The sequence below is a fragment of the Thermocladium modestius genome (assembly GCF_055398215.1).
The window spans coordinates 1,550,209-1,570,321 of sequence record NZ_AP043731.1 but is presented as its reverse complement, the minus strand read 5'-3'; the positions used below and the strand labels follow the sequence as shown (position 1 = coordinate 1,570,321).

The following is a 20,113-nucleotide window of genomic DNA, read 5'->3' as shown; positions in this document are numbered from 1 at the left end:
GCGCATCTATTTACTTTACCTATTTAAGCATTGCTAAATATATATTAATCCTAGCCATGCAATCAAGAGCGATTTCTACTAATTAAAACGAAAAAACATTTATTAGCGACAACGCGGAATCATCATAGATGAGCAATCAGCACGAGAGGCTGGCCGACATGATAATGGAGGCCAAGTGCGCGGTGGCATTGACGGGGGCAGGCATAAGCACGGCCAGTGGGATACCCGACTTCAGGGGCGCCAATGGGCTTTGGAGCAGGGTGAGCCCGGATAACTGCACGGGCGACGAGATGAAGGTAGATCCAGACGCCGTGTGGAGCTGCGTGATGGAGATATACCAATACGTGAGGGACGCCGCGCCCAACGCCGCACACATAGCCCTGGCAGAGCTGGAAAGAATGGGAAGGCTGTGCGGCATAATAACGCAAAACGTGGACATGCTTCACGAGAAGGCGGGCTCCAACGCCGTAGTTCCAATACACGGTAGGCTGGACGCCGCCGCGTGCCCCAAGTGCGGCGCCGTGGTCCCCATAACCACAGCGATAAGCAGTTGGAGGACCGGGTTCACGCCAATCTGCCCCAAGTGCGGCGCCGTGCTGAGGCCCAACATAGTTCTATTCAACGAGGACGTGCCGAGGCGGGAATACATGAAGGCATTCTATATGGCCAAGAACGCTGATCTACTGCTCGTCGTGGGAACAAGCCTAGCCGTGGCCCCCGCCAACGAACTGCCCCTCATAGTTAAGAAACACGGGGGCAAGGTGGCCATAATAAACGAATCCGCCACGGAGCTGGATGATGAGGCGGATCTAGTGATTAGGGAGAGAGCGGAGATCGCGTTGCCGGACGTGGTTAAGATAATGGAGAGCAAGATGACGCGTTGATCCAGCCCCAAGAATATCGAGACCCAGCCAATAGGAAGTTATTGATTAGAACCGGGCAGTTTTAATTTGGCATTAAAGGGAATCTAATTACTGTTTGGAGGTTTCATTCAGAGCCGAGTAATTCACCTTATACACCAACACCCACCCGTACGGCCTGGAGACGTACACTAATTGGAACCCAGGAGGCGGGGAGAGGTAGTTACCGTAGTACAGCAAGCCATACAATCCCTCCAACCATTGAGTGGCGTTGACGCCGGCAGGCGGGGAGTTCAATATGTTGAAGCCGTACTGCTGCGCGAACGGCTCTAGCTGCACGTTTATGTGAATACCCACCTGATTGGAGGGCGACGAGGCGGTGGTGTAGTAAGGCCAGGTGTTGAAGAACCACAGCGGTATCGGGAATATCTGGTTACCCCTCAACTGGGAATTACTCTCTATCTGGTTAATGCATCCCGTGAATTGACCAGAGAGGGAGGCGGCGTTCAGATTGAAGAGCAGTTGGTAGAGAGTGGAATTGCTGAGGGGCACGTTTATCTCCGTGTTGAATTGAGTGAGGTCGGCCGTGCCCAGCAAGTCGTTCAGTATGTACGAGGAGCTGTGGCCAGATATCAACGCCATCCAGTAGCTCTTCACGAAGTCCCCGCCGGTGGGGTACTCCGGTATCAAGCCGCACACATCTATGTTTTGTTGAGTGGTGGATCCTATGCTGAGGGCAGCCATGGGCGACGAAACCGGGACGGCGACTGCGCTGTACGGTATGAAGACCACCACGTACTGAGCCTTGAGCTCCCTCAATATGGCGAGGGACTTTGTGACGTTCCTCGTGACGAATGCCTCCCCTATCTGCGCTATCTGCGTCCCATTCACGGTGGAGTTATCCGCCAAGCTGCTCTTATTCCCTATTATGGCTGTCCAATACCCGTAATCCCACCAGGACGCCACGGAGGCGTGGGGAGGCAAGTTCATCTGCATCCAGTAAAGCGCGTCCAACCAATCCGATGATGGAACGGCGGGCGACGTGGTGGACACTATCTGGGGCGGGGCCGCGGCTATGGCCACCCCAGGAGCCACTTGCTGCGACAGCGCCACGGCGAAGAGGGCGATTATGAACACGGCGAGGGCCAGCATGGCCACCGTGCGGCGCTGGATGAGGAACCTAATCATCACCACGAAGCCCAGGGCCGTGAGGGGGAACCAGAAGAAGCCGAGGAGCATTATCAACCATGCCTCCGACGACGCGAAGTAGACGGCGGCGGTGGCGGCGAGGGACATCAATAGGCCAGCCACGTCGAACGAGGACAAGAGGAACGCCATCCCCGTCGCAGCGAAGGGAGGCGTGAGGGTCACGGTTTGGAAGAAGCTGTGGAAGGGCGTCGGGGAATGCTCAGCAACGCTCTGCACTATGGCGGACCTGGCCACCGGCAGCAGCGCGCCAAGGAACTTCCCGCCCGGCAGGTGGATTATGCCCAGGCCCGTCAAGGCGGCGGCCACAACCACCGCCGCGGCGGCCACGGCTATCACGTACTTGCCGTACCCAGCCACCTTCCTCACCTGAGCCCGGGTGAGGCGGAGGGCGGGAAGCGCTATCACGGAGAGGAGCGCTGCGAGGGACATGCCCGCGCCAAGCGTGAGGAGCGCGTGGAGGCCGTACCTCGGGGTCATGGATAGGAACGCGACGAAGCCCAGGTACGTGGCTAGGTAAACGTATATGATCCTTTCCAAGCTAACGCCGATTCCCATAACGCCGAGATTGATTACCTTGCCTTTATACGCCCTGTATATTCCATATATCAACATGACTATCATGAACAAGCCATAAACGTTCATTATGAACGTGAAGGAGCCCCAGAGCCACGCCGTGGCGCCGTTGACGGCGGCGCCCAGCACTGCGTACGGTATCCAGTCCCTCTTCCTCAACGCGTCTATGAATAGCCCAAAGCCGAGGGGAACAACGAATTGGAACAGCGTTGAGTCGGCGAACCACCCAGCCGATCCCCTCTGGGTGAATATTATGGAGTAGGCCGTCAACACCGCCGATAATAACCCCACGTACTTCCCCCCAATCCTGGATCCGAGGTAGTACATGGATAACACGGACAACGCGTTTATTACTCCCGGCACCATTATTACCGTGTACAGGAGGGATACGTGGAAGTGCTTCAATAAGTCGTAGGAGAGGAGCCCAGTGAACGAGACTCCCGGCGATAGAACAATTGCCCAATTGATGCCCCAGGGGTACCAGAAATTGGTGAATTTATAGGGATGACCATTAATGAAGCCGCCGCTCAACCACCACTCGATGCCCTTCACGGAGCCGAGGCTAAGCATGAATTGAGTCAGGTAATACCTTATATACGGATCGAACTCGTTTATGTAATAGCCCCATAAATAGACGGAGTACAGCCTTATATATAGAGCAAGGGCGAGCGTGGAGACCAACGCGGCGGCGACGCCGAATAATTGCGAGGAACGCAGCTCAGCGTCCAATAAGGGGACCTGCGCGGCTTCCTGTTTAGCCATACCCATCGCCGGCCACATCGGTATATAAAGATTTGCCTAAATCCCCCCCCCCCGCCTCCGCGGGTCTCAATAATAGCCCAGCTCCGACTCAATCATGGCCAAAAACCTGCACGCCACCTCGTGCGTCCTCATGGGCCTATCCCCTATCCTATACGCCTCCTGGACGACCGCGTACGTGGACTCCTCGAAGGAGCCGTGGGGGAATCCCCCCATTATGACGGCCACGTCCCCCAGGGATAAAACACGGCGCGCCAAGTCGCGGGCAGGCACCTTGACGCCCCTCGAGTCGTCAAGCATCACCACCCTGGAGGCCCGGGACAGAGACACGGCGTCGCCTATCCCGCCCCTCACCAGCCTGAGTAGGGGGGAACCGCTGGGAGGCACCGAGCCCAGCCGGAATAACTGCCGCATCAATCCAATGAAGTTATTGTAGTTCTGCGGCGGACGCTCGCGGGGATCCACTATTATTATCTCATCGTTGACGGTGTGGATCAACACTCGGAGGAGGCCAGCGGCGGAGAGGGGGCTGCCCATAGCCGTCAAGAGGAAGAGGTGAACTATATCCGGCCTGCCCCGCTTGTGGGGATTGGGGAGACGCCTTATCACGGACCTATGCCTGGAGACGTCCAGCACCTCGCCGTTCACCACCTCCAACGCCGCCTCCGCCAGTATCAGCGTGAGCACTCCGCAACCGGGGGCGGACGCATTTAAAGCTGGCCTCCCCTCCTGGGCGCTCGAAACCGTGAGGGCCTATGCTTATTAAGAGGCAATGGAGGGGACTGGGGTGGAGAGCTGGCTGAGGGCATTGGGCGATATCTTGATCGGCAACCTGCGGAGCACCATGCTTCCCCTCCCCGTCGATAAGGGCGTGTGCACGAGGTGGGCGGAGGGGCTTGGAGTGCCGAGGGGCGGGGACACGATAATCTATACATCGTGCCTTTATCAATTGGTGCCGGCCATAAATAAGCTCGTCTCCTTAGTGGGCGCGGCGTCCAGGGTGCCGGAGCTTGCCAGGAGGGCGCCTCTGGGATTGATGAGGGCCCTCACGAAGCCCGACGAGGCGGAGGTGGAGCGAATGAATGGGGTGGTGAGGAGGATAGCGGGGCTGCTTCGGAGGAGCGGGGTTGAGTTCGGGTACCTATACGAGGAGGAGCCGTACTCCGGCGCGTTGCTGTACGAGTTGGGGTTCGAGGAGGCATTCAAGGAGTACTCCGCCGTCGTGGCGAGGGCGTTGGGGAGGGCGCGCAGGGTAATAACAATTGACCCCCACACGCATAACCTTTTGAAGAACGTGCTGCCCAAGTACCAACGGCTCGATGCCGATGTCGTTAATTACATGGAGTTGGTCAGGGGAGTCAAGCCCAGCGGGGCGGTTGAGGGGGGAGTAGTCGTGCACGACTCATGCCTGTACTCCCGCTACCTTGGGCTGAGGGACGCGCCGAGGAGACTGCTGAACGAGGCCGGGGTGGCCAGGAGGGAGGACCCATACGTGACCGGGGTCGCCACGTCGATGTGCTGCGGGGGCCCCGTGGAGTCCATAAACCCATCCCTATCCAACTCCATAGCCGCGGCCAGGGCGAGGGACTTGAGCAGGCTATCGAAGACCATAGTGGTGGCGTGCCCCATATGCCTGGGCAACTTATCCAGGAACGCCCCCAGTGGGGTTAGGGTGGTGGATCTGGCCGAGGCGATATCATGAGGAGGGAGGATTGGGGCATTGCAATAGGGAGGGCGGTGGAGCACAACGTGCCGAGGACCATGAATGTGCTGGAGAAGTATCCCTACGTGGTGGAGCTGGCCCGCGAGTTGAGGAGGGCCAAGGAAGCCGTGGTGGCCGACATGGATCGATTCATAGATGAGGCGATGACTGCCGTCAAGTCCCTGGGCGGGAGGGCTTACCTGGCCGCCACGGCTGAGGAGGCCAGGAAGTACGTGGAGGGGGTCGTGGGCCGGGGAAGGGTGGTGGTGATGGGTAAGTCAATGGTGGCCGCCGAGGTGGGGTTGAGGGAGGCATTGAGGGAGGCCGGGAACGAGGTGTGGGAGACGGACTTGGGCGAGTTCCTGATTCAACTAGCTGGGGAGCGGCCTAGCCACATAATAGCACCGTCACTGCACATGACGCGGGAACGGGCGGCCCAAGTCATTAGGGATAAGCTGGGCATAGACGTGAAGCCGGACCCGGCCGACATTGCTAGGGCTGCTAGGGAGTTCCTCAGGGAGAAGTTCATAAAGGCAAACGTGGGCATAACGGGGGCCAATGCGGTGGCTGCGGACACAGGGGCCGTGCTGCTTGTGGAGAATGAGGGAAACATAAGGTTCACCACGGTGGCTCCCCCCATCCACTTATCGGTTACTGGGGTCGACAAGATAGTGCCCACGCTTCACCACGCAATGATGGAGGTCCTCGTCCAGGCCGCGTACGCGGGGCTTTACCCGCCCACATACGTTAACCTGGTGGCCGGCCCCTCCTCCACCGGGGACGTGGAGCAGGTTAGGGTGAGCCCGGCTGAGGGGCCCAGGGAGTTCCACTTGGTGCTTGTGGATAACGGTAGGCGGGCGGCCGCGAGGCACCCCGTCCTCCGGGAGGCGCTGCTCTGCATTAGGTGTGGGCGGTGTCACTTCCATTGCCCCGTCTATAGGGCACTGGATGGGGAGTGGGGCATTCAACCGTACTCCGGCCCCATGGGAATAATGTGGAGCGCGGTCATTCATGGCGTGGAGAAGGCGGGCCCGCACGCCGTTCTCTGCGTGCACGCCGGCACGTGCAGGGAGGTCTGCCCCATGGGGATAAACATACCTGAAGTGATTAATTGGGTAAGGACTCAATACGTGAATAAGGTGGCAGGGGGAAGAAGCGATTTTAAGCCCAGTCAAGCGGGCACGAAGCGTTAACTGCTCTCCATTAGGGATATGTCCTTGGTCTCCCTGAACTTCACGGCGGAGGCTATCGCTATTAAGCTGAATACGACGGCGTAGACGGGGTAGAGCGGGTACGCTATCGCGCCTAGGTAGAGCGAGACAAAGGACGCTGGGCCCGCGACAAACGCGTTGCCGAACTGGTAAGCCATGGAGTTCCCGGAGTACCTCACGTTGGTTGGGAATATCTCGGAAATCATAGATCCAAGGGGCGCGTAGCCGGTGCCGTGGGCCACTCCGTAGAGGAACATGAAGGCTAGGAATGCGGCCGCCGTCTTTACGTAGAAGGAGGGGTAGACTATGACGAGGAATATGAGGTTGGCCACTATCACCATCGCCCTCCTCCCGTACCTCTCGGACGCCATGCCGCCTATGAAAACGAATATTATGTCGGCCACCGCGAACAGTATAACGCCTATCTGGGCGAATGATGGGGTGACCACCTTAAGCAGCTCGAACAGGGATGGAATTAGCGCAGCCCCCACGTAGAAGAACGTGCCGGAGGAACCCGTGATAAGCGTGCCGAGGAGGAGCGGTAGCCAGTGCTTAGAGAACAATTCCTTAGCGGGAACCCTAACTATCTTCCTCTCCCTCTGGGCGGCCTCGAAGAGAGGCGTCTCGGGAATCCTCTCCCTTATGTATATCCCGATCGCCAGTATTATGAAGGCGAGGAGGTACGGTATTCTCCAGCCGTACGCGAACATCTGGCTCTGCGGGAGCACTGCGTCCAGCACGTAGAACGCGGCCGCGCCCAGTATGAGGCCTATGCCTACCGTTGATTGAATGAAGGCGGACCAAAAACCCCTCCTGCTCTGGAAGTTCTCCAGGGTGAGAAGCATGGCGCCGCCCCACTCGCCGCCCAAGGCGAAGCCGAGGATGAGACGCAGAACCACGAGGAGAATCAATGCCGCCGCGCCTATTTGGGCGTACGTTGGGAGAACGCCCACCAGGCCCGTGGAGAGACCGGATAGCACTAAGCTTATTATCAGCATGTTCTTCCTGCCTATCCTGTCCCCGTAGTGGCCAAACACGACAGCTCCGACCGGCCGGAAGAGGAAGCCTATGGCGAATATGAGGAGCGTCTCCGCTATCGCGTAGTATGGGCTGGTCTTGGGAAGGAAGTTCCTCCCGATATAGATGGCGCCGGACGAGAAGAGAAACACCCCGTACCACTCCAGTATCGTGCCTATCATGGATGCGGAGAGTATCTGCGTATCTCCTTTATTCATAACAAAACACCTATTGGCTATTTTTAAGCATTAACTTGCTATTTATAATGAGGCATTGCCTGTCTATTTGCAAATATGGGACGCATGGAGTGCCGCGGCTCAAAGCTTTAAAAGAGCGGGGACCGAGCTCCATTTAAGGCCCCGGTAGTGTAGCCTGGTTAACACGCGAGCCTGTGGACGCCGGCAGACAGCTTGAAAACCCGGGTTCAAATCCCGGCCGGGGCCCCACTTGCTTAAATGATTGAAGACCTCCATTGAACCGCCGGGGAGGAACCGCTTCAAGGACCGGGGCGGCTCTAGACCCCCATGTACCTCTTGCCGAGCCTCGACGCCGGCTCCCTCCAATCCGGGACCGGGGGGAACAACTCGTTCTCAGGGGCCGTCCTCACCTCCATCAAGGCGGGGCCGTCGGAGGATAGGAATGAGGTTAATTGATCCAAGTCGCCGTTGCCGACCGCCAGGAAGGCATCCAATCCATACGCCCTAGCCACGTCCACGTACTTGACCTCGGCGAATTCGTCAGTCAAAGCCGCGCCGTACCTAGCCGCGCTGGCGGCGTTTATCCACCCGAAGGATGAATTATTTATCAATATAATCTTCAAATCGATGCCCAGCCTCCTCACTGTCTCCAGCTCCCCCGCGTTGAACCCAAAACTGCCGTCGCTGGTGATCACCAGGACCCTGGGACCGCCGAGCCTTGCACCGATGCCGGCGGGAAGCGCGAAGCCCAGGGCGCCTATGGAGTAATCGTACAGGAACCTCCTGCCCGGCTTCCTGACCTCCATGAAGGCCGAGGTGTATATGGCCCCCACCCCCGGATCCACCGCCACCACCCAGTCATCGGGCAGGCTCCGCTGCAGCGCCTTAACTAGCAGAAGCGGGTCGACGCCCCTCCCTCCCTCATCAACCGCCGGTTGAAGGCTGGAGACCGAGGCCAGCCTCTCGCTCCTCACGTCTATCCTCTTCCTGCTGAGCCCCTTCTCCCTTGCAAGCTCTATCATTCGCCGCAACGTTAGCTTGGCATCGCCCATCAGGAAGACGTCGGTTCTATACATGTTGCCCAGATTGGCCTCGCTCACGTCCAGGTGAATCACGGCCTGGCTCCCTCCCCGCGGGGGCACCCTCCAGTCCCACGTGTCGACCGAGTCCGCGTTGGTTCCCACCAGGAAGACCAGGTCGGCGCCCGCCACCATTGAGTTGGAGAACGAGGAGCCGCCGCGGCTGCCAACAACTCCTATGGAGAGGGGGTTATCGTCTGACACCGCTCCCTTGCCCGATATGGTGGTGCCGACGGGCATCCCCATGAGGGAGCTCAGCTCCTCGACCTCATCCCAGGCCTTGGAGAATAGAACGCCCTGGCCGCAGATCATGACGGGGCGCTGGCTCTTCATTATCAAGTCGAGCGCGGCGGATATATCATCATCGCTGGGCCTGAATCGAATCGAGGGGAACGAGGAGAAGCGGGGCTGGGCGTACGCCTCGCCCTCATCGACGTCTCCCTCCCACACGTCGCTGGGCACCACCAGGACGACGGGGCCGGGGAAGCCCGTGGTTGCCACCCTGAAGGCCCTCCTGACTAGGCGGGGAAGGGAGGCGGGGGACTCCGCCTTGAGCACCTCCTTGGCGGCGTCCAGGAACATGGACTCCTTGGGGTACTCCGTCAATGTATTGCTGCGCTCGCTGCCGAGGGGAACGTCGGACACGACGGCTATCACCGGAACCCCCGACGCGCGGGCCTCGAGCAATCCGGGCAGCGCCATGGACGCCCCGACTCCCGGCAACTCCACGACTCCCGGCCTCCACGTCGTCCTGGCGTACCCATCGGCCATTATGGCGGCGTTCCTCTCGTCCCTCGCCATCACGTGCTTGAGGGAGGACTTCCTCATATCGGAGTAGAGAGGGAGGGCGGTCTCGCCGGGCAGGCCGAAGACGTGTGAGACCCCGTACTCCTCAAGCATCTTTATGAATGCCCTGCTGGCCCTCACTTGGACCACCCGTAGTGCTTCTTGGCGTACGACTCCGTTATTAACCCGTTCTCCAAGTCCCTCCGCACCGCCTCTGGGTCCCTCTGCATGGGGTCGCCGTAGCCGCCGCCCCCGGCAGTCCTTATCTCCAAGTAGTCCCCCGCCTCCAGCTCCACCGTCACCTTAGTATCAACCTTAACGCGCCTCCCCCTCCTGCCCACTATCACCTCGGTGGTGGCGCCGGGCCCTCCCCCCATTAAGCCCCACGGGCCGTGCCTTCCCCTATCGGCCAGGACAGTCACGGTCACCCTGCCCGTCCTCACCATGTATGACCTAACTATGCCGCTTCCTCCCCTGAACCTCCCCGGCCCCGAGCTGTTGGGGCGGAACTCGTACCTCTTTACCAGCAGAGGGAGACTCCTCTCTATCTCCTCTATGGGCGTATTCATCGTGTTAGTCATGTTGGCGTGAATCCCATCCACTCCATCCATGCCGTCCCTCCCGCCGAGGCCCACCCCTATCGTCTCGTAGAACGCCCACGTCCTGCCCTCGTGGACTCCCCCCATCATTACGTTATTCATGGAGCCGCCGGCGGCGGCGGGCACCTCCCTCGGCATCGCCTTGCTCATCGCCAGGTAGAGCAGATCGGCGTTCCTCTGGCTAGTCTCCACGTTGCCTCCAGCCACGGGGGCTGGGAAGGTGGGGTTAAGCACGGAGCCCTCCGGAGCCCTCACCTCTAGCCTGCTGAACGCGCCGTGGTTGAGCGGGACGTCCTCCCCCAAGAGGGTGCGGAACACGAAGTGGACCCCGCTTATCGTGACTCCCAGCACTGCGTTGAGGGGCATGGGGACTTGGGGATCCGTTCCCTCGTAGTCGACCAACACCTTGTCCTCGCCTATCACCACCTTCACGGCAAGCCTTATGTCTCCCCCGCCAGGCTTCTCCAGGTAATCCACGGCCTCATACGCTCCCCGCGGCACGGATTCCAGCCTCTTGATGAACATGGTCTCGGCGTACCTGAAGGCCTCCTCGTTGGCCTCCAGGAAGCTCTGGAGCCCGTACTTCCCAATCACCTCCAACACCCTACGCTCCCCCGTCAAGTTAGCGGCGGCCTGGGCCTTTATGTCCCCCATCCTCTCATAGGGATTCCTGGAATTAGAGGCGAAGAGGCTTATCACGTCCCTCTGGAACTCGTTTCTCCTCATCAATAGGACTGGGTTTATTATGAGCCCCTCCTCGTAAATGGACCTCGCGTCGAACGAGATGCTTCCCGGCACCTTGCCTCCCACGTCGGAGTGGTGCGCCTTATTGGCGGCGAACGCCACCAAGCGGCCGGAGAAGTATATGGGGCGTATCACTGTGACGTCGTTCAAATGCGTCCCGGCTATGTATGGATTGTTCACGACCACCATGCTCCCCTCCTCGAACTCCACGCCCTCCCTCCTCATGTACTCCACAGTGTTCTTCAGCCCCCAGGGAAGCGAGCCGAGGTGGACCGGTATGTGCTCCGCCTGGGCCAGCATCCTCCCCTCCGCGTCGAATATGGCGGCGGAGTGATCCATCCTCTCCTTTATGTTCGGCGAGTAAGCGGAGTTCCTCAGCACTATCCCCATCTCCTCGCTAGCGTAGAACAGGGAGCTCCTCATTATCTGGGAAGTGAACCTATCCATTCAAGTCACCTCCTCAACACCAGGTCCAGGTACTCATCCACCTCCCACCGCCAGCCCCCGTTCACCACCACGGTGGAGTCGTACCCCTCCACCACGGCCGGCCCCGATCCCTGAAAGCCCGGGGGGAGCCTCTCCCTCTCGTATATCGGCGCATCCACGAACTCGCCGGCCAGGTACGCTCGCCTCCTGCTGCGGGGCTCAGCGTCCCCGCCCCGCCTGGCGCGGCTCATCAGCTCCAGCTTGGGGACCTTTGCGCGGGCAACCACCTTGGCCGCAACAGCCTCCACGGGGTCGGGGGAGAAGTAGCCGTACAGCCTCCTGTGCTCCGCCTCGAACGCCTCCCTCAAGCCCGTCCCACCTCCGCGGTAGTTCACGGTTATCTCGAATGACTGTCCCCTGTACCTCATGTCGACCAACTCCTCCAGCTCCACGTCGTGAAAGCCCTCAGCCTTCATCTCGCCCACCGCCCTGTCGCGGAGCTCGGAGAATACCTCCTCCAAGTTCCTCCCCAGGGCGGACGCCGTGAAGACCCGCGTCACGTCCACCGTCAGCAATCCATAGGCGGAGAAGAGCCCGGGGTGCTCCGGCACTATCACCTCCTTAATCCCCATCTCCTCCGCCAAGTCGCACGCGTGAACGGGCCCGGCGCCGCCGAACGCTATCATTGAGAAATCACGCGGATCCCTCCCCCTCTCCACGCTTATTATGGATATGGCCCTAGCCATGGAGTTATTTATCAAGCGGATCACGCCCACGGCGGCCTCGATGGCATCGATGCCCAGCCTCCTCCCTATCCTCTCGTCCAGTGCCTTAATGGCCAGCTCGCCGCGTATCCTCATTGCTCCCCCGAGCAGGTACTCGCCGCTCAATCGACCCAACGCTATGTTGGCGTCAGTAACGGTGGGATCAGTTCCACCCCTTCCATACGCCGCCGGCCCCGGATCCGCTCCGGCGCTCGCCGGGCCGACCCTCAGGGAACCAGCCTCGTCTATCCAAGCAATGGTGCCCCCGCCCGCGCTGACCTCCGCTAAGTCGATGAAGGGGAACCTAACGGCGTACCCACTTCCCTTTATTGAGCGACCGCTGTGGGTTCTCCCGGCCGCCTCGAATTCGTAGGATACGTCGGGCTTCCCGCCCACTATGGCGCCCGCCTTGGCCGTCGTGCCCCCCATGTCAAACGTGATGACGTTCTCCAACCCCAGCCTCGACGCGAGGAAGCCTGAGGCCAGGACCCCGGCGGACGGGCCGGACTCTATTATTGATATCGGCATCCGCGCCGCGTAGTCAACTGTGTTGAGGCCGCCGTTGGACGCCATTACGTAGAGGGGAGCGGCCAACCCCCTCACCCCCTCCTCCAGCCTCCTCAGGTAGGTGGTCACCACTGGGGCCAGCACGGCGTTGACAACCGTGGTGCTGGTCCTCTCGTACTCCCTATACTCCGGATCCACCTCCGAGGAGAGGAAAACGAAGCCGCCGTAATCGCCTATGTAATCCCTCACCTTCCTCTCATGCACTGGATTCACATACGAGTTAAGGAGGGAGACCGCCACAGTCTCCACCCCCTCCTCCATTAATCTCTTCTTGACCCTCCTCAAGTCCGCCTCCGGCACGTCCTCCGCCACCGAGCCGTCGGCCAGAATCCTCCCCCTAATCGTAAAGCGCCTGCTCCTGGGTATGAGCGGGGGAGGACGCGCGAATCTTAGGTTATATATCTCGGCCCTCCTCTGCCTTCCTATCTCCAACACATCCCTGAACCCCTCATTTGTTATGAGCGCGGCGCGCGGCAAGCCGCTGCGGGTGAGGAGGGCATTAGTCGCCACGGTTGTGGCGTGGTTTATTATGGCCACGTCCCCGCGCCTTAATCCAAGGGAGTTGAGGGCGTTTATAACGGCCTCCTCCGGCCTCCTTGGAGTGCTGGGAACCTTGAGCACCCTCACGTCGCCGGTGGTTGAATCGAATAGAACTATGTCTGTGAACGTGCCCCCAATATCTATCCCAATATAATACCTAGGCACTCGCTATGGGATTGCCGCGACTTATTAAGCATTCCCGGCCTTGATGGGAAGTATACGGCTCCCGCCATCCCTGTGGGGAATGGATTATTTAAACCCGGGACTGCCTTATAGACCCACGTGTGGACCTATAGATATTAATGTAATACCTATTTGAGCGACGTGATCGTGTTTTAGACCCCCGGAAGCGGCTTGATTTAATGATGGCTCTGGAGAGAATCAAGCCCTCCGTGCAGTTAATCGACTCGTGGGGCTCGGAGGATCTCGTGGCGGGCATGACTGACGTGATTTACAGGGGGGCGCCGCCCTCAAGTAGGGTTCCCCAGGAGAGGGTGGAGAGGAGGATTCGCTCCTTCCTGAGGGATGGGCATCACAGCGTGCTTGAGTTCATGGGCGCCTCCTGGCTGCTGGAGTGCTCCCGAGCCTGCACGCACGAGTTGATTCGGCACAGGGTGGCGTCTTACTGGCAGGAGAGCCAGAGGTACGTGGATTACGGGAGGGGGTGGTTCAGGGTGGTTGCTCCCCCAGGCCTGGACGTGGGCGACGCTGGCCTCTCCCACTACCTCTCACTGGAGAGGATGGGGGCGCCGCCAGAGGACGCGCGGTACGCGTTGGGGAACGCCGTCGCGTCGAGGATCTGGGTTCAAATGAACGCGAGGGAGTTCTTCCTAGCCTTCCTCCCGTTGAGGACGGGGTTGGGGGCTTTCCACGAGATTAGGCTCGTGGCGTGGCTCATGTTCTCCGCGGTGGCGGGCAGGTTCCCCGTAACGGCTAGGTGGGCCTGGGAGCACGTCACGGATCACCCCGATTATTGTAGGGGATTGAAGGCGGAGGACAGGGCTGAGTGCAGGTCAAAGTCCATCATAGACGCGTTCACGAAGTGGGGCGTCGAGGTGCCGAGCGAGCTTACGCAATTCATGGGTGAGTGACGCATCCGTAATTCCATTACCTCCCCGAGGAGGGCGGGGCGTGAAAGCTTGGTAATTAAGCTCAATGCCTGCCCGCGGCGTCAATTCATTCAATTCAAAAACCCCTAGCCGTTCAGCATGCCGAACCCTATCATTCCCCGCCTGGAGCTGCCCAGCCCTACCTCCCGCTTGGCTAGGAGTAGGTACTCCTGGAACTGAGCCGCCGTGAACGTGGCGTAGTGGTGCGCCAGCATTAATAATCTATTGTAATTTAATGGATTAACGTATTGCGACATGAGCAGTTGCGCATCCATTCTCCAGTCATACTCGTAGAACAACTTCCGAGGCAATTCATCGCTGAGGAACCTCCATTTATGGAGGGGGGTCTCCACCATGAGGGGAACGTCCTGGTCCCCTGCCTTTACGTGGAACATCAATATGCGGGGGAGCCCGGATAGGGCGGTGATTGCATCGAAGCTCGCGCCGGCCTCTCGCGCCCGCCTCTCCATTGCTCTACCCAGGGAGTCCACGGAGTCCAGCCCAGCCCTCTTCAGGTACACATCGACCGCGCCTATTAGCATGGGCCTCGACACTCCACGCCTAACCCCCTCCCTCCTCGCCATGGAGTCCAGCAGCAGGGAGTCCCCCAGGTACTGATCCAGCTCCTTCTCGACGAGGAGCCTCACGAGGTCGCCGTCAACCCCCTTATACTCACGGGCAATCTCAGCCAGCCTCTGCCTCCCGCTCCGTAACCAGGACAGGGAGTAGAGCTGGGCCCCCCTGCTGAGCAGCTCAAGGTCCTCGCCGTCCACGTGCCCCGCCAACAGTCTCTGGAGGGCCGTGAAGATCAGGTAATCCTTGATTATCTTGAGGTGGGAGTCCTTGGAGACGAACAGCGGCCTCGCGCCGGCGTCCTTGCAAGCATCGAGGAAGTCCTTTATGGACTCCAAGGTCCTGACCGCCTCCCTTACCTCCGGTCCCGGCGCCACCTTGTCTAGGGCGATGACGTGGATCAGCGTCATCATCTTTACGTAGAGAGAGCCGTCCATTAAGGCGTAATCCACGTCCCCCTCCCTGACCGCCTTCGCCGCCACGCTCATCTCCAGCCTAGTCATCATGCTCACCCCAACCCCGCCTCCCTGGGGAACCACGTCCAGGTCCACATCCCTCACGGGGGCTGATCCAGCGCTGCTTATGGCTATCGCCCTAGCCACCACGAGCTGCCTGCCATCGCTCAAGCCAGCCGCTTGAACCCCTCCATCCACGGCCACCGCCGAGGCGTTCGGCGGCGCAACCCTATCCACAGCGCTCCACACCCTCTCCCCAATGATCTCCGCGAGCGGGTCGGCCAATATCGGCGCGAAGACACCGCTCTTCTCCCTGAGCCTCCGCGCGAATAAGTCGAAGAAAAGGTCGGGCACCCTCCCTCATTGGTTCCCATGCATAAAACGCTGCCGCGTACAAAGCATAAGCGGTAGGAGAGGGGGAAGAACCAGTTAGTCATAAGTTTCATCCAACGACTAGGTAAAGGTTAATAACTATGCGCGGGATCTCGATAGTTCAAAAAATGCGGCTTATAATTAAGGACGTGGGACCCATAAGGGAAGCCGAGTTGGAGCTGGGTGACATAACCGTGCTAGTAGGACCATCCAATACAGGAAAGAGCACTGCCTTGAAGTCCATCTTCTACTCACTTAATCTAAGCAGACTAGAGGAGTACGTGGATGAGGATGATTTTAATATGGAGGGGCTCGATATTAATGAATTGATAAACCGAGGAAGAACCATCGTTAATCTAAGGATTAGCAAGAACCATATAATAAACGCCTACAGGAAATACGTGAAGTCTGCATTGCCAGGCATAGACTTTAAGTTATACCCCATCAATGTGGAGGACTTCATACGGAAAATTTCCCTTAGAATTGAATTAAACGAAGAATATACTATTCCAAGACTGGAAATATTCCTCCCGGCTGAGTGCGATAAAGAAAGAAGACAGATACGTAGAGTGACGATATCGCTTAGAGGCGAGATTAACGGTAAAACGGAATTATATATGCGGAATACGCTTAATTTAAGCGATGAATGTAGATCCAAATTGGCGGATCAGTTAAGCTTTCTGGTGAGACGGACAATATATAAATACCTGGTTAAAAAACTAGAAGATTATATAAATAATGGCATACGCAATGAATTAGAGCAAAGAGAAGGAATAACGAAGGTCATCTTTAAGTCATATACAAGCTCTCTGAATTTGTACAACGCGATAAGTTGGATGGAACCACGGAGGCGAACATTGACGGAAGTCTATAATGAAATGGATATAAGACATAACAGGTTACCAATAGACCGCATGCCAGAACCAGATGCCGATATATTGAGAATGGCGGCTCCCCTATTTGGAAATAGTCTTGTTAATACAAATAGGGGATTGAGGTATGTGGTGAATGGCTCTCCAATCCCTTGGAATTATGTCTCTGCCTCCGTAATCGAATTGACCAGCATGGCATTACTCATTAAACGCAACTCGCTGATCCTAATTGAGGAACCTGAGACGCAGCTGCATGAATCGCTTCAATTACTCGTGGCATTCTTTTTATATGCACTCACTACCAAGGGAGTAAAGATAGTTCTAACGACTCACAGCACCACCATAGCATATGCCCTAGCCCATCTATACATGCTGCGGCCCAAAAAGGAGGAGGCGGCAGAGCTTTTCGATGAAATAGGGTTAAGCAACTACAATGACCTGGCAGAGGCGGCGGCCATGTCTAAGGCTAATGTTAAGTTCTATTACTTCAATAATGGGAAGGCCGAGGAGAAGCGGGCAGATGAGGTGGCAGCTGGGCTGCCGGGCACTCAGGACGTGCTGGAGAAGGAATTGAGGTGGTATTCAGCGCTATACTCCAATAGAATGCACGAGGAATGATAAATAATGCCCGGACTACGTATAGATAACGATTCATGTGCTTACATCACGGAGAGTGGCTGTAATTATAAATTGAAAGGCGAGATAGTATTATTCCTAGACGTGGAAGCATTATACAATGAGTTAAAAGGTAATTCATCAAAAATTGAAAATAAAGAGGTTAAGAATTATATAAAAGACCATGGAAATGGCCCACACTGCGATTCCTTTTTGATCAAAAAGGTTAATGAGAAAGAAAGTAAAATACTCTTCATAGAGCTAAGCAACAACCCAAGCCGGGCAATGAGTGAATTTATAGATAAGGTAAAGAATACCATTGGGCTTGTGGACATAATGATAAGAAACCTGACATCTCTAGACCTGAGATCAATGAATAAGGAAGTGATCCTAATAGTAAATGAGAGTAACGTTGAAATAGAAAATAATCTACGGAAATTAAAAGGCCAATTAATAAAGACACTACAACCATTAGGCGGAATAAACTTCTATGTTGAATATTGTTAAACACGATCCATTGCTAAGCCGTTTCCAATCCCTCACCAACACATCGCTTTCCACACCCATGCTATAGAATTAACTATATTATTGATATTTAACTATTGATTGACGCGCTCCTCTACAACATATATCTCGGCATCATCGCTTATCCTCACGGCGTCGGCCGGCCTCTCGTCGAAGGATATCCTGGCCTTATGCATCTCCCTCAACTCCCTCTCCAGAGGCCTTAAAGACGCCGGCGCGTATAGAGTGCCGTTGAGGGGCTCCGCGAGGCTTATCCGCCTCTTGTTCTTATAGGCCCAAACCGCGCTGTTCAGCTTCATGAACTCCCCCAACATCTTGGATAGGTCCTCCCTCCACTGCCCGGGGTCCCCTATGGTCTCGTCGTGGATGGACTTGCCGTGGGTCCTCCTCCATATCTCGTCCGTGACGAAGGGCATTATGGGCGCCAAGAGCTTCAGCGATTCATCCATGACCGTCCTCAACGCGTGCCACGCGCCCCTCTGCTCCCGCTCCGGGAAACTGCCCTCCCTATTATAGGCGCACGACTTAACCGCCTCCACGTAGTGATCGGCGAACACGTGCCACACGAATCCGAAGAGGCCCTGCGCAGCGGTGTACACGTCCAAGTCCTCGTAGGCCCTTATGGCTTGCTCCTTCACCTTATTCAACTCATTGATGATTATCTCGTCCAATGCCGTGAGGGAGTAATCCCCGCCCGCGTCTGGGAAGGAGTAGGCGAACCTAGCCGCGTTCCAGAGCTTCGTGGCGAAGTCCTTCCCCGTCCTCAACAACTGCTCCTGGTACCTGTAATCATAGCCCAGCTTCCCCGCCGATGCGGCCCAGAACCTGGTGGCGTCAGCGCCGTACCTCTCTATTGGATGCATGGCATCCACCACGTTCCCCTTGGACTTATGCATGGCCTCCCCCCTCTCGTCAAGCCCCATGCCGTTAATCCTGACCCTGGAGAAGGGCGCGTCCCCATACAGCAGGTACGCCCTGAGCACCGAGTAGTACAGCCAGGACCTTATTATCTCGTACCCCTGAGGCCTTATTATCCCGCGGGGGTAGGCCTTCTCGAACACTCCGGGGAACTTGGTGCGGCCGGAGGCGTACATCCAGGAAATGGAGGAGTCGAACCAAGTGTCAAGTATCCTCTCCTCCCCCACCAACCTCCCCCTGCACTGCTCCTTGACCTCCGGCGGAGCCTCATCCCTCCACGGCCTGTAGTACCGGCCGCCGCGGGGTAGGATGGGGGTTACCTTGCCATCCTCCACGCAGTACCAAATGGGTATCTCAGTGCCGTAGTACCTCCTCCTGGAGATGGGCCAGTCGAATTGAAGCGAGGACACCCAATTGATGAGGGTCTGGGCGTACTCCGGCGGGTGGAACCTCATCTTCTCCCTAATTATCCTCAACAACTCCTCCTTGAACGCCAATTGCCTGAGGAATAATTCCTTGGTCACTATCACCTCTATGGGGGTGCCGCACCTCCAGCAGACCGGTACGGAGTGGGCTATGCGCTCCCTCCTCACCAGGAGGCCCGCGGCCTCCAGGTCCTTCACGATCTCCTCCCTGGCCTTCGCCACGCTCATGCCCGCGTACTTCCCGGTAGCGTCCCCCATCCTCCCGTCCTGAGTCACCACTATCTTCATGGGGAGCCTCAGGTCGTTGACTATGCTTAAGTCCCTCGTGTCGCCGAACGTGCTTATCATGACCAAGCCGCTCCCGAAGTCGGGCTTCGCCGCTGGGTGCGGCAGTATTGGGACTTCCTGGCCGAAGATGGGGACGATGGCGTGGAGGCCGTTTAATGGCTTGTACCTATCGTCTCCTGGGTTGAATATCACCGCCACGGTGGCGGCGAGGAGCTCGGGCCTCGTTGTGGCTATCACTATGTCCTGCCCCGTCTCCTTGACCTTGAACTTGATGTAGTTGAGATGGGTCTCCCCCTCCTTGTACTCCACCTCGGCCTCCGCCAGCGATGTCATGCACCTCGGGCACCACATGGTGGGCCTCTCCGCCTCGTATATGTGCCCCCGCCTCCACATCTCTATGAACGTGGATTGAGTCATCGTCCTATACTCCACGCTGTCGGTTCCCTCCCTCCATTGATCCGCGGAAACTCCCCACCTCCTCAACGCGTTTCTCCACGCGTCCTCGTACTCGTCCAGCACATTCCTGCACATGTCGAGGAACTTCTCCCGAGGCACTTCCTGGAGCCTCACGTTGTACCTCCTCTCCACCTGCACCTCCACGGGCAGCCCGTTCCTGTCCGCGTAGAACGGGAAAACGACGGAGTAGCCCCTCATCCTGTAAAACCTAACTATCATGTCCATTTGAGCATAAGATGCGAACTGACCTATGTGGGGCCTCCCGCTCATGTAGGGAGGCGGCGTATCTATGACGAGCACGGGCCTGCCCTCCTCCACCTTTGTCGAGAACCGGCCCTCCGACTCCCACACCTTAAGCAGCTCCACCTCCTTATCGACTCTCCACCGCTTATCCGACATATGGCAAGGGTGGCCTATGCATGTTTATTAAGCATTATTAGCCGCGGTCTGCCGGGCCTTTCAATACCAATGA

At 57.7% G+C, this 20,113-nt stretch carries 14 protein-coding genes and 1 tRNA gene; 7 read left to right on the top strand and 8 right to left on the bottom strand.

Annotated features, from left to right (window positions below; genetic code table 11):
- Window positions 1–128: 128 nt before the first annotated feature.
- Window positions 129–884 (top strand): SIR2 family NAD-dependent protein deacylase, encoded by a 756-nt coding sequence (locus tag ACZ5ZS_RS08105; RefSeq protein ID WP_188595571.1) that lies wholly within the window; start codon window positions 129–131, stop codon window positions 882–884.
- An 87-nt stretch (window positions 885–971) separates the two neighbouring features.
- Here the strand turns inward: ACZ5ZS_RS08105 and ACZ5ZS_RS08100 are convergent, their stop codons facing one another.
- Both ACZ5ZS_RS08100 and ACZ5ZS_RS08095 read right to left on the bottom strand, forming a co-directional pair.
- Window positions 972–3,404: an STT3 domain-containing protein gene (locus ACZ5ZS_RS08100; protein ID WP_188595570.1), complete on the bottom strand. Its 2,433-nt coding sequence runs from the start codon at window positions 3,402–3,404 to the stop codon at window positions 972–974.
- Between the two features lie 66 nt (window positions 3,405–3,470).
- Window positions 3,471–4,088, bottom strand: a complete 618-nt coding sequence (locus ACZ5ZS_RS08095) for a ribosome biogenesis protein (RefSeq protein WP_188595569.1) — start codon at window positions 4,086–4,088, stop codon at window positions 3,471–3,473.
- Between the two features lie 100 nt (window positions 4,089–4,188).
- Between ACZ5ZS_RS08095 and ACZ5ZS_RS08090 the strand changes: the two genes are divergently transcribed.
- Window positions 4,189–5,103, top strand: coding sequence for a heterodisulfide reductase-related iron-sulfur binding cluster (locus ACZ5ZS_RS08090; RefSeq protein WP_188595568.1), 915 nt, complete (start codon window positions 4,189–4,191; stop codon window positions 5,101–5,103).
- Window positions 5,100–6,296, top strand: a complete 1,197-nt coding sequence (locus ACZ5ZS_RS08085) for an LUD domain-containing protein (protein WP_188595567.1) — start codon at window positions 5,100–5,102, stop codon at window positions 6,294–6,296. The genes ACZ5ZS_RS08090 and ACZ5ZS_RS08085 overlap by 4 nt, the downstream gene beginning before the upstream one ends.
- Here the strand turns inward: ACZ5ZS_RS08085 and ACZ5ZS_RS08080 are convergent.
- A complete protein-coding gene (locus tag ACZ5ZS_RS08080) occupies window positions 6,293–7,549 on the bottom strand; it encodes an MFS transporter (RefSeq protein ID WP_188595566.1) in 1,257 nt (418 codons plus the stop codon). The genes ACZ5ZS_RS08085 and ACZ5ZS_RS08080 overlap by 4 nt on opposite strands.
- A 138-nt stretch (window positions 7,550–7,687) precedes the next feature.
- On the opposite strand from ACZ5ZS_RS08080, the gene ACZ5ZS_RS08075 reads away from it, so the two are divergent.
- A tRNA-His gene (locus tag ACZ5ZS_RS08075) sits at window positions 7,688–7,777 on the top strand.
- Window positions 7,778–7,845: 68 nt separating this feature from the next.
- On the opposite strand, the gene ACZ5ZS_RS08070 is transcribed toward ACZ5ZS_RS08075, so the two are convergent.
- The 3 genes from ACZ5ZS_RS08070 to ACZ5ZS_RS08060 are packed head-to-tail and all read right to left on the bottom strand — an operon-like array spanning window position 7,846 to window position 13,198.
- A complete protein-coding gene (locus tag ACZ5ZS_RS08070) occupies window positions 7,846–9,534 on the bottom strand; it encodes a thiamine pyrophosphate-binding protein (RefSeq protein WP_188595565.1) in 1,689 nt (562 codons plus the stop codon).
- Complete coding sequence (locus tag ACZ5ZS_RS08065) at window positions 9,531–11,183, bottom strand: hydantoinase B/oxoprolinase family protein (RefSeq protein ID WP_188595564.1); 1,653 nt, start codon at window positions 11,181–11,183, stop codon at window positions 9,531–9,533. Before ACZ5ZS_RS08065 ends, ACZ5ZS_RS08070 begins: the two co-directional genes overlap by 4 nt.
- Before the next feature lie 5 nt (window positions 11,184–11,188).
- Window positions 11,189–13,198 (bottom strand): hydantoinase/oxoprolinase family protein, encoded by a 2,010-nt coding sequence (locus tag ACZ5ZS_RS08060; RefSeq protein ID WP_188595563.1) that lies wholly within the window; start codon window positions 13,196–13,198, stop codon window positions 11,189–11,191.
- A 197-nt stretch (window positions 13,199–13,395) separates the two neighbouring features.
- Here ACZ5ZS_RS08060 and ACZ5ZS_RS08055 point away from each other — a divergent pair, with 197 nt between their 5' ends.
- Complete coding sequence (locus tag ACZ5ZS_RS08055; protein WP_188595562.1) at window positions 13,396–14,124, top strand: FAD-dependent thymidylate synthase; 729 nt, start codon at window positions 13,396–13,398, stop codon at window positions 14,122–14,124.
- Between the two features lie 104 nt (window positions 14,125–14,228).
- Here the strand turns inward: ACZ5ZS_RS08055 and ACZ5ZS_RS08050 are convergent, their stop codons facing one another.
- Window positions 14,229–15,524, bottom strand: coding sequence for a DNA double-strand break repair nuclease NurA (locus ACZ5ZS_RS08050; protein ID WP_188595561.1), 1,296 nt, complete (start codon window positions 15,522–15,524; stop codon window positions 14,229–14,231).
- 146 nt (window positions 15,525–15,670) lie between these two features.
- On the opposite strand from ACZ5ZS_RS08050, the gene ACZ5ZS_RS08045 reads away from it, so the two are divergent.
- Both ACZ5ZS_RS08045 and ACZ5ZS_RS08040 read left to right on the top strand, forming a co-directional pair.
- Window positions 15,671–17,032 (top strand): AAA family ATPase, encoded by a 1,362-nt coding sequence (locus ACZ5ZS_RS08045; protein ID WP_188595560.1) that lies wholly within the window; start codon window positions 15,671–15,673, stop codon window positions 17,030–17,032.
- A gap of 102 nt (window positions 17,033–17,134) precedes the next feature.
- Window positions 17,135–17,536, top strand: a complete 402-nt coding sequence (locus ACZ5ZS_RS08040) for a hypothetical protein (protein WP_188595559.1) — start codon at window positions 17,135–17,137, stop codon at window positions 17,534–17,536.
- A gap of 92 nt (window positions 17,537–17,628) precedes the next feature.
- Here the strand turns inward: ACZ5ZS_RS08040 and ACZ5ZS_RS08035 are convergent, their stop codons facing one another.
- Complete coding sequence (locus ACZ5ZS_RS08035) at window positions 17,629–20,040, bottom strand: valine--tRNA ligase (protein WP_464858246.1); 2,412 nt, start codon at window positions 20,038–20,040, stop codon at window positions 17,629–17,631.
- Between the last annotated feature and the right edge of the window lie 73 nt (window positions 20,041–20,113).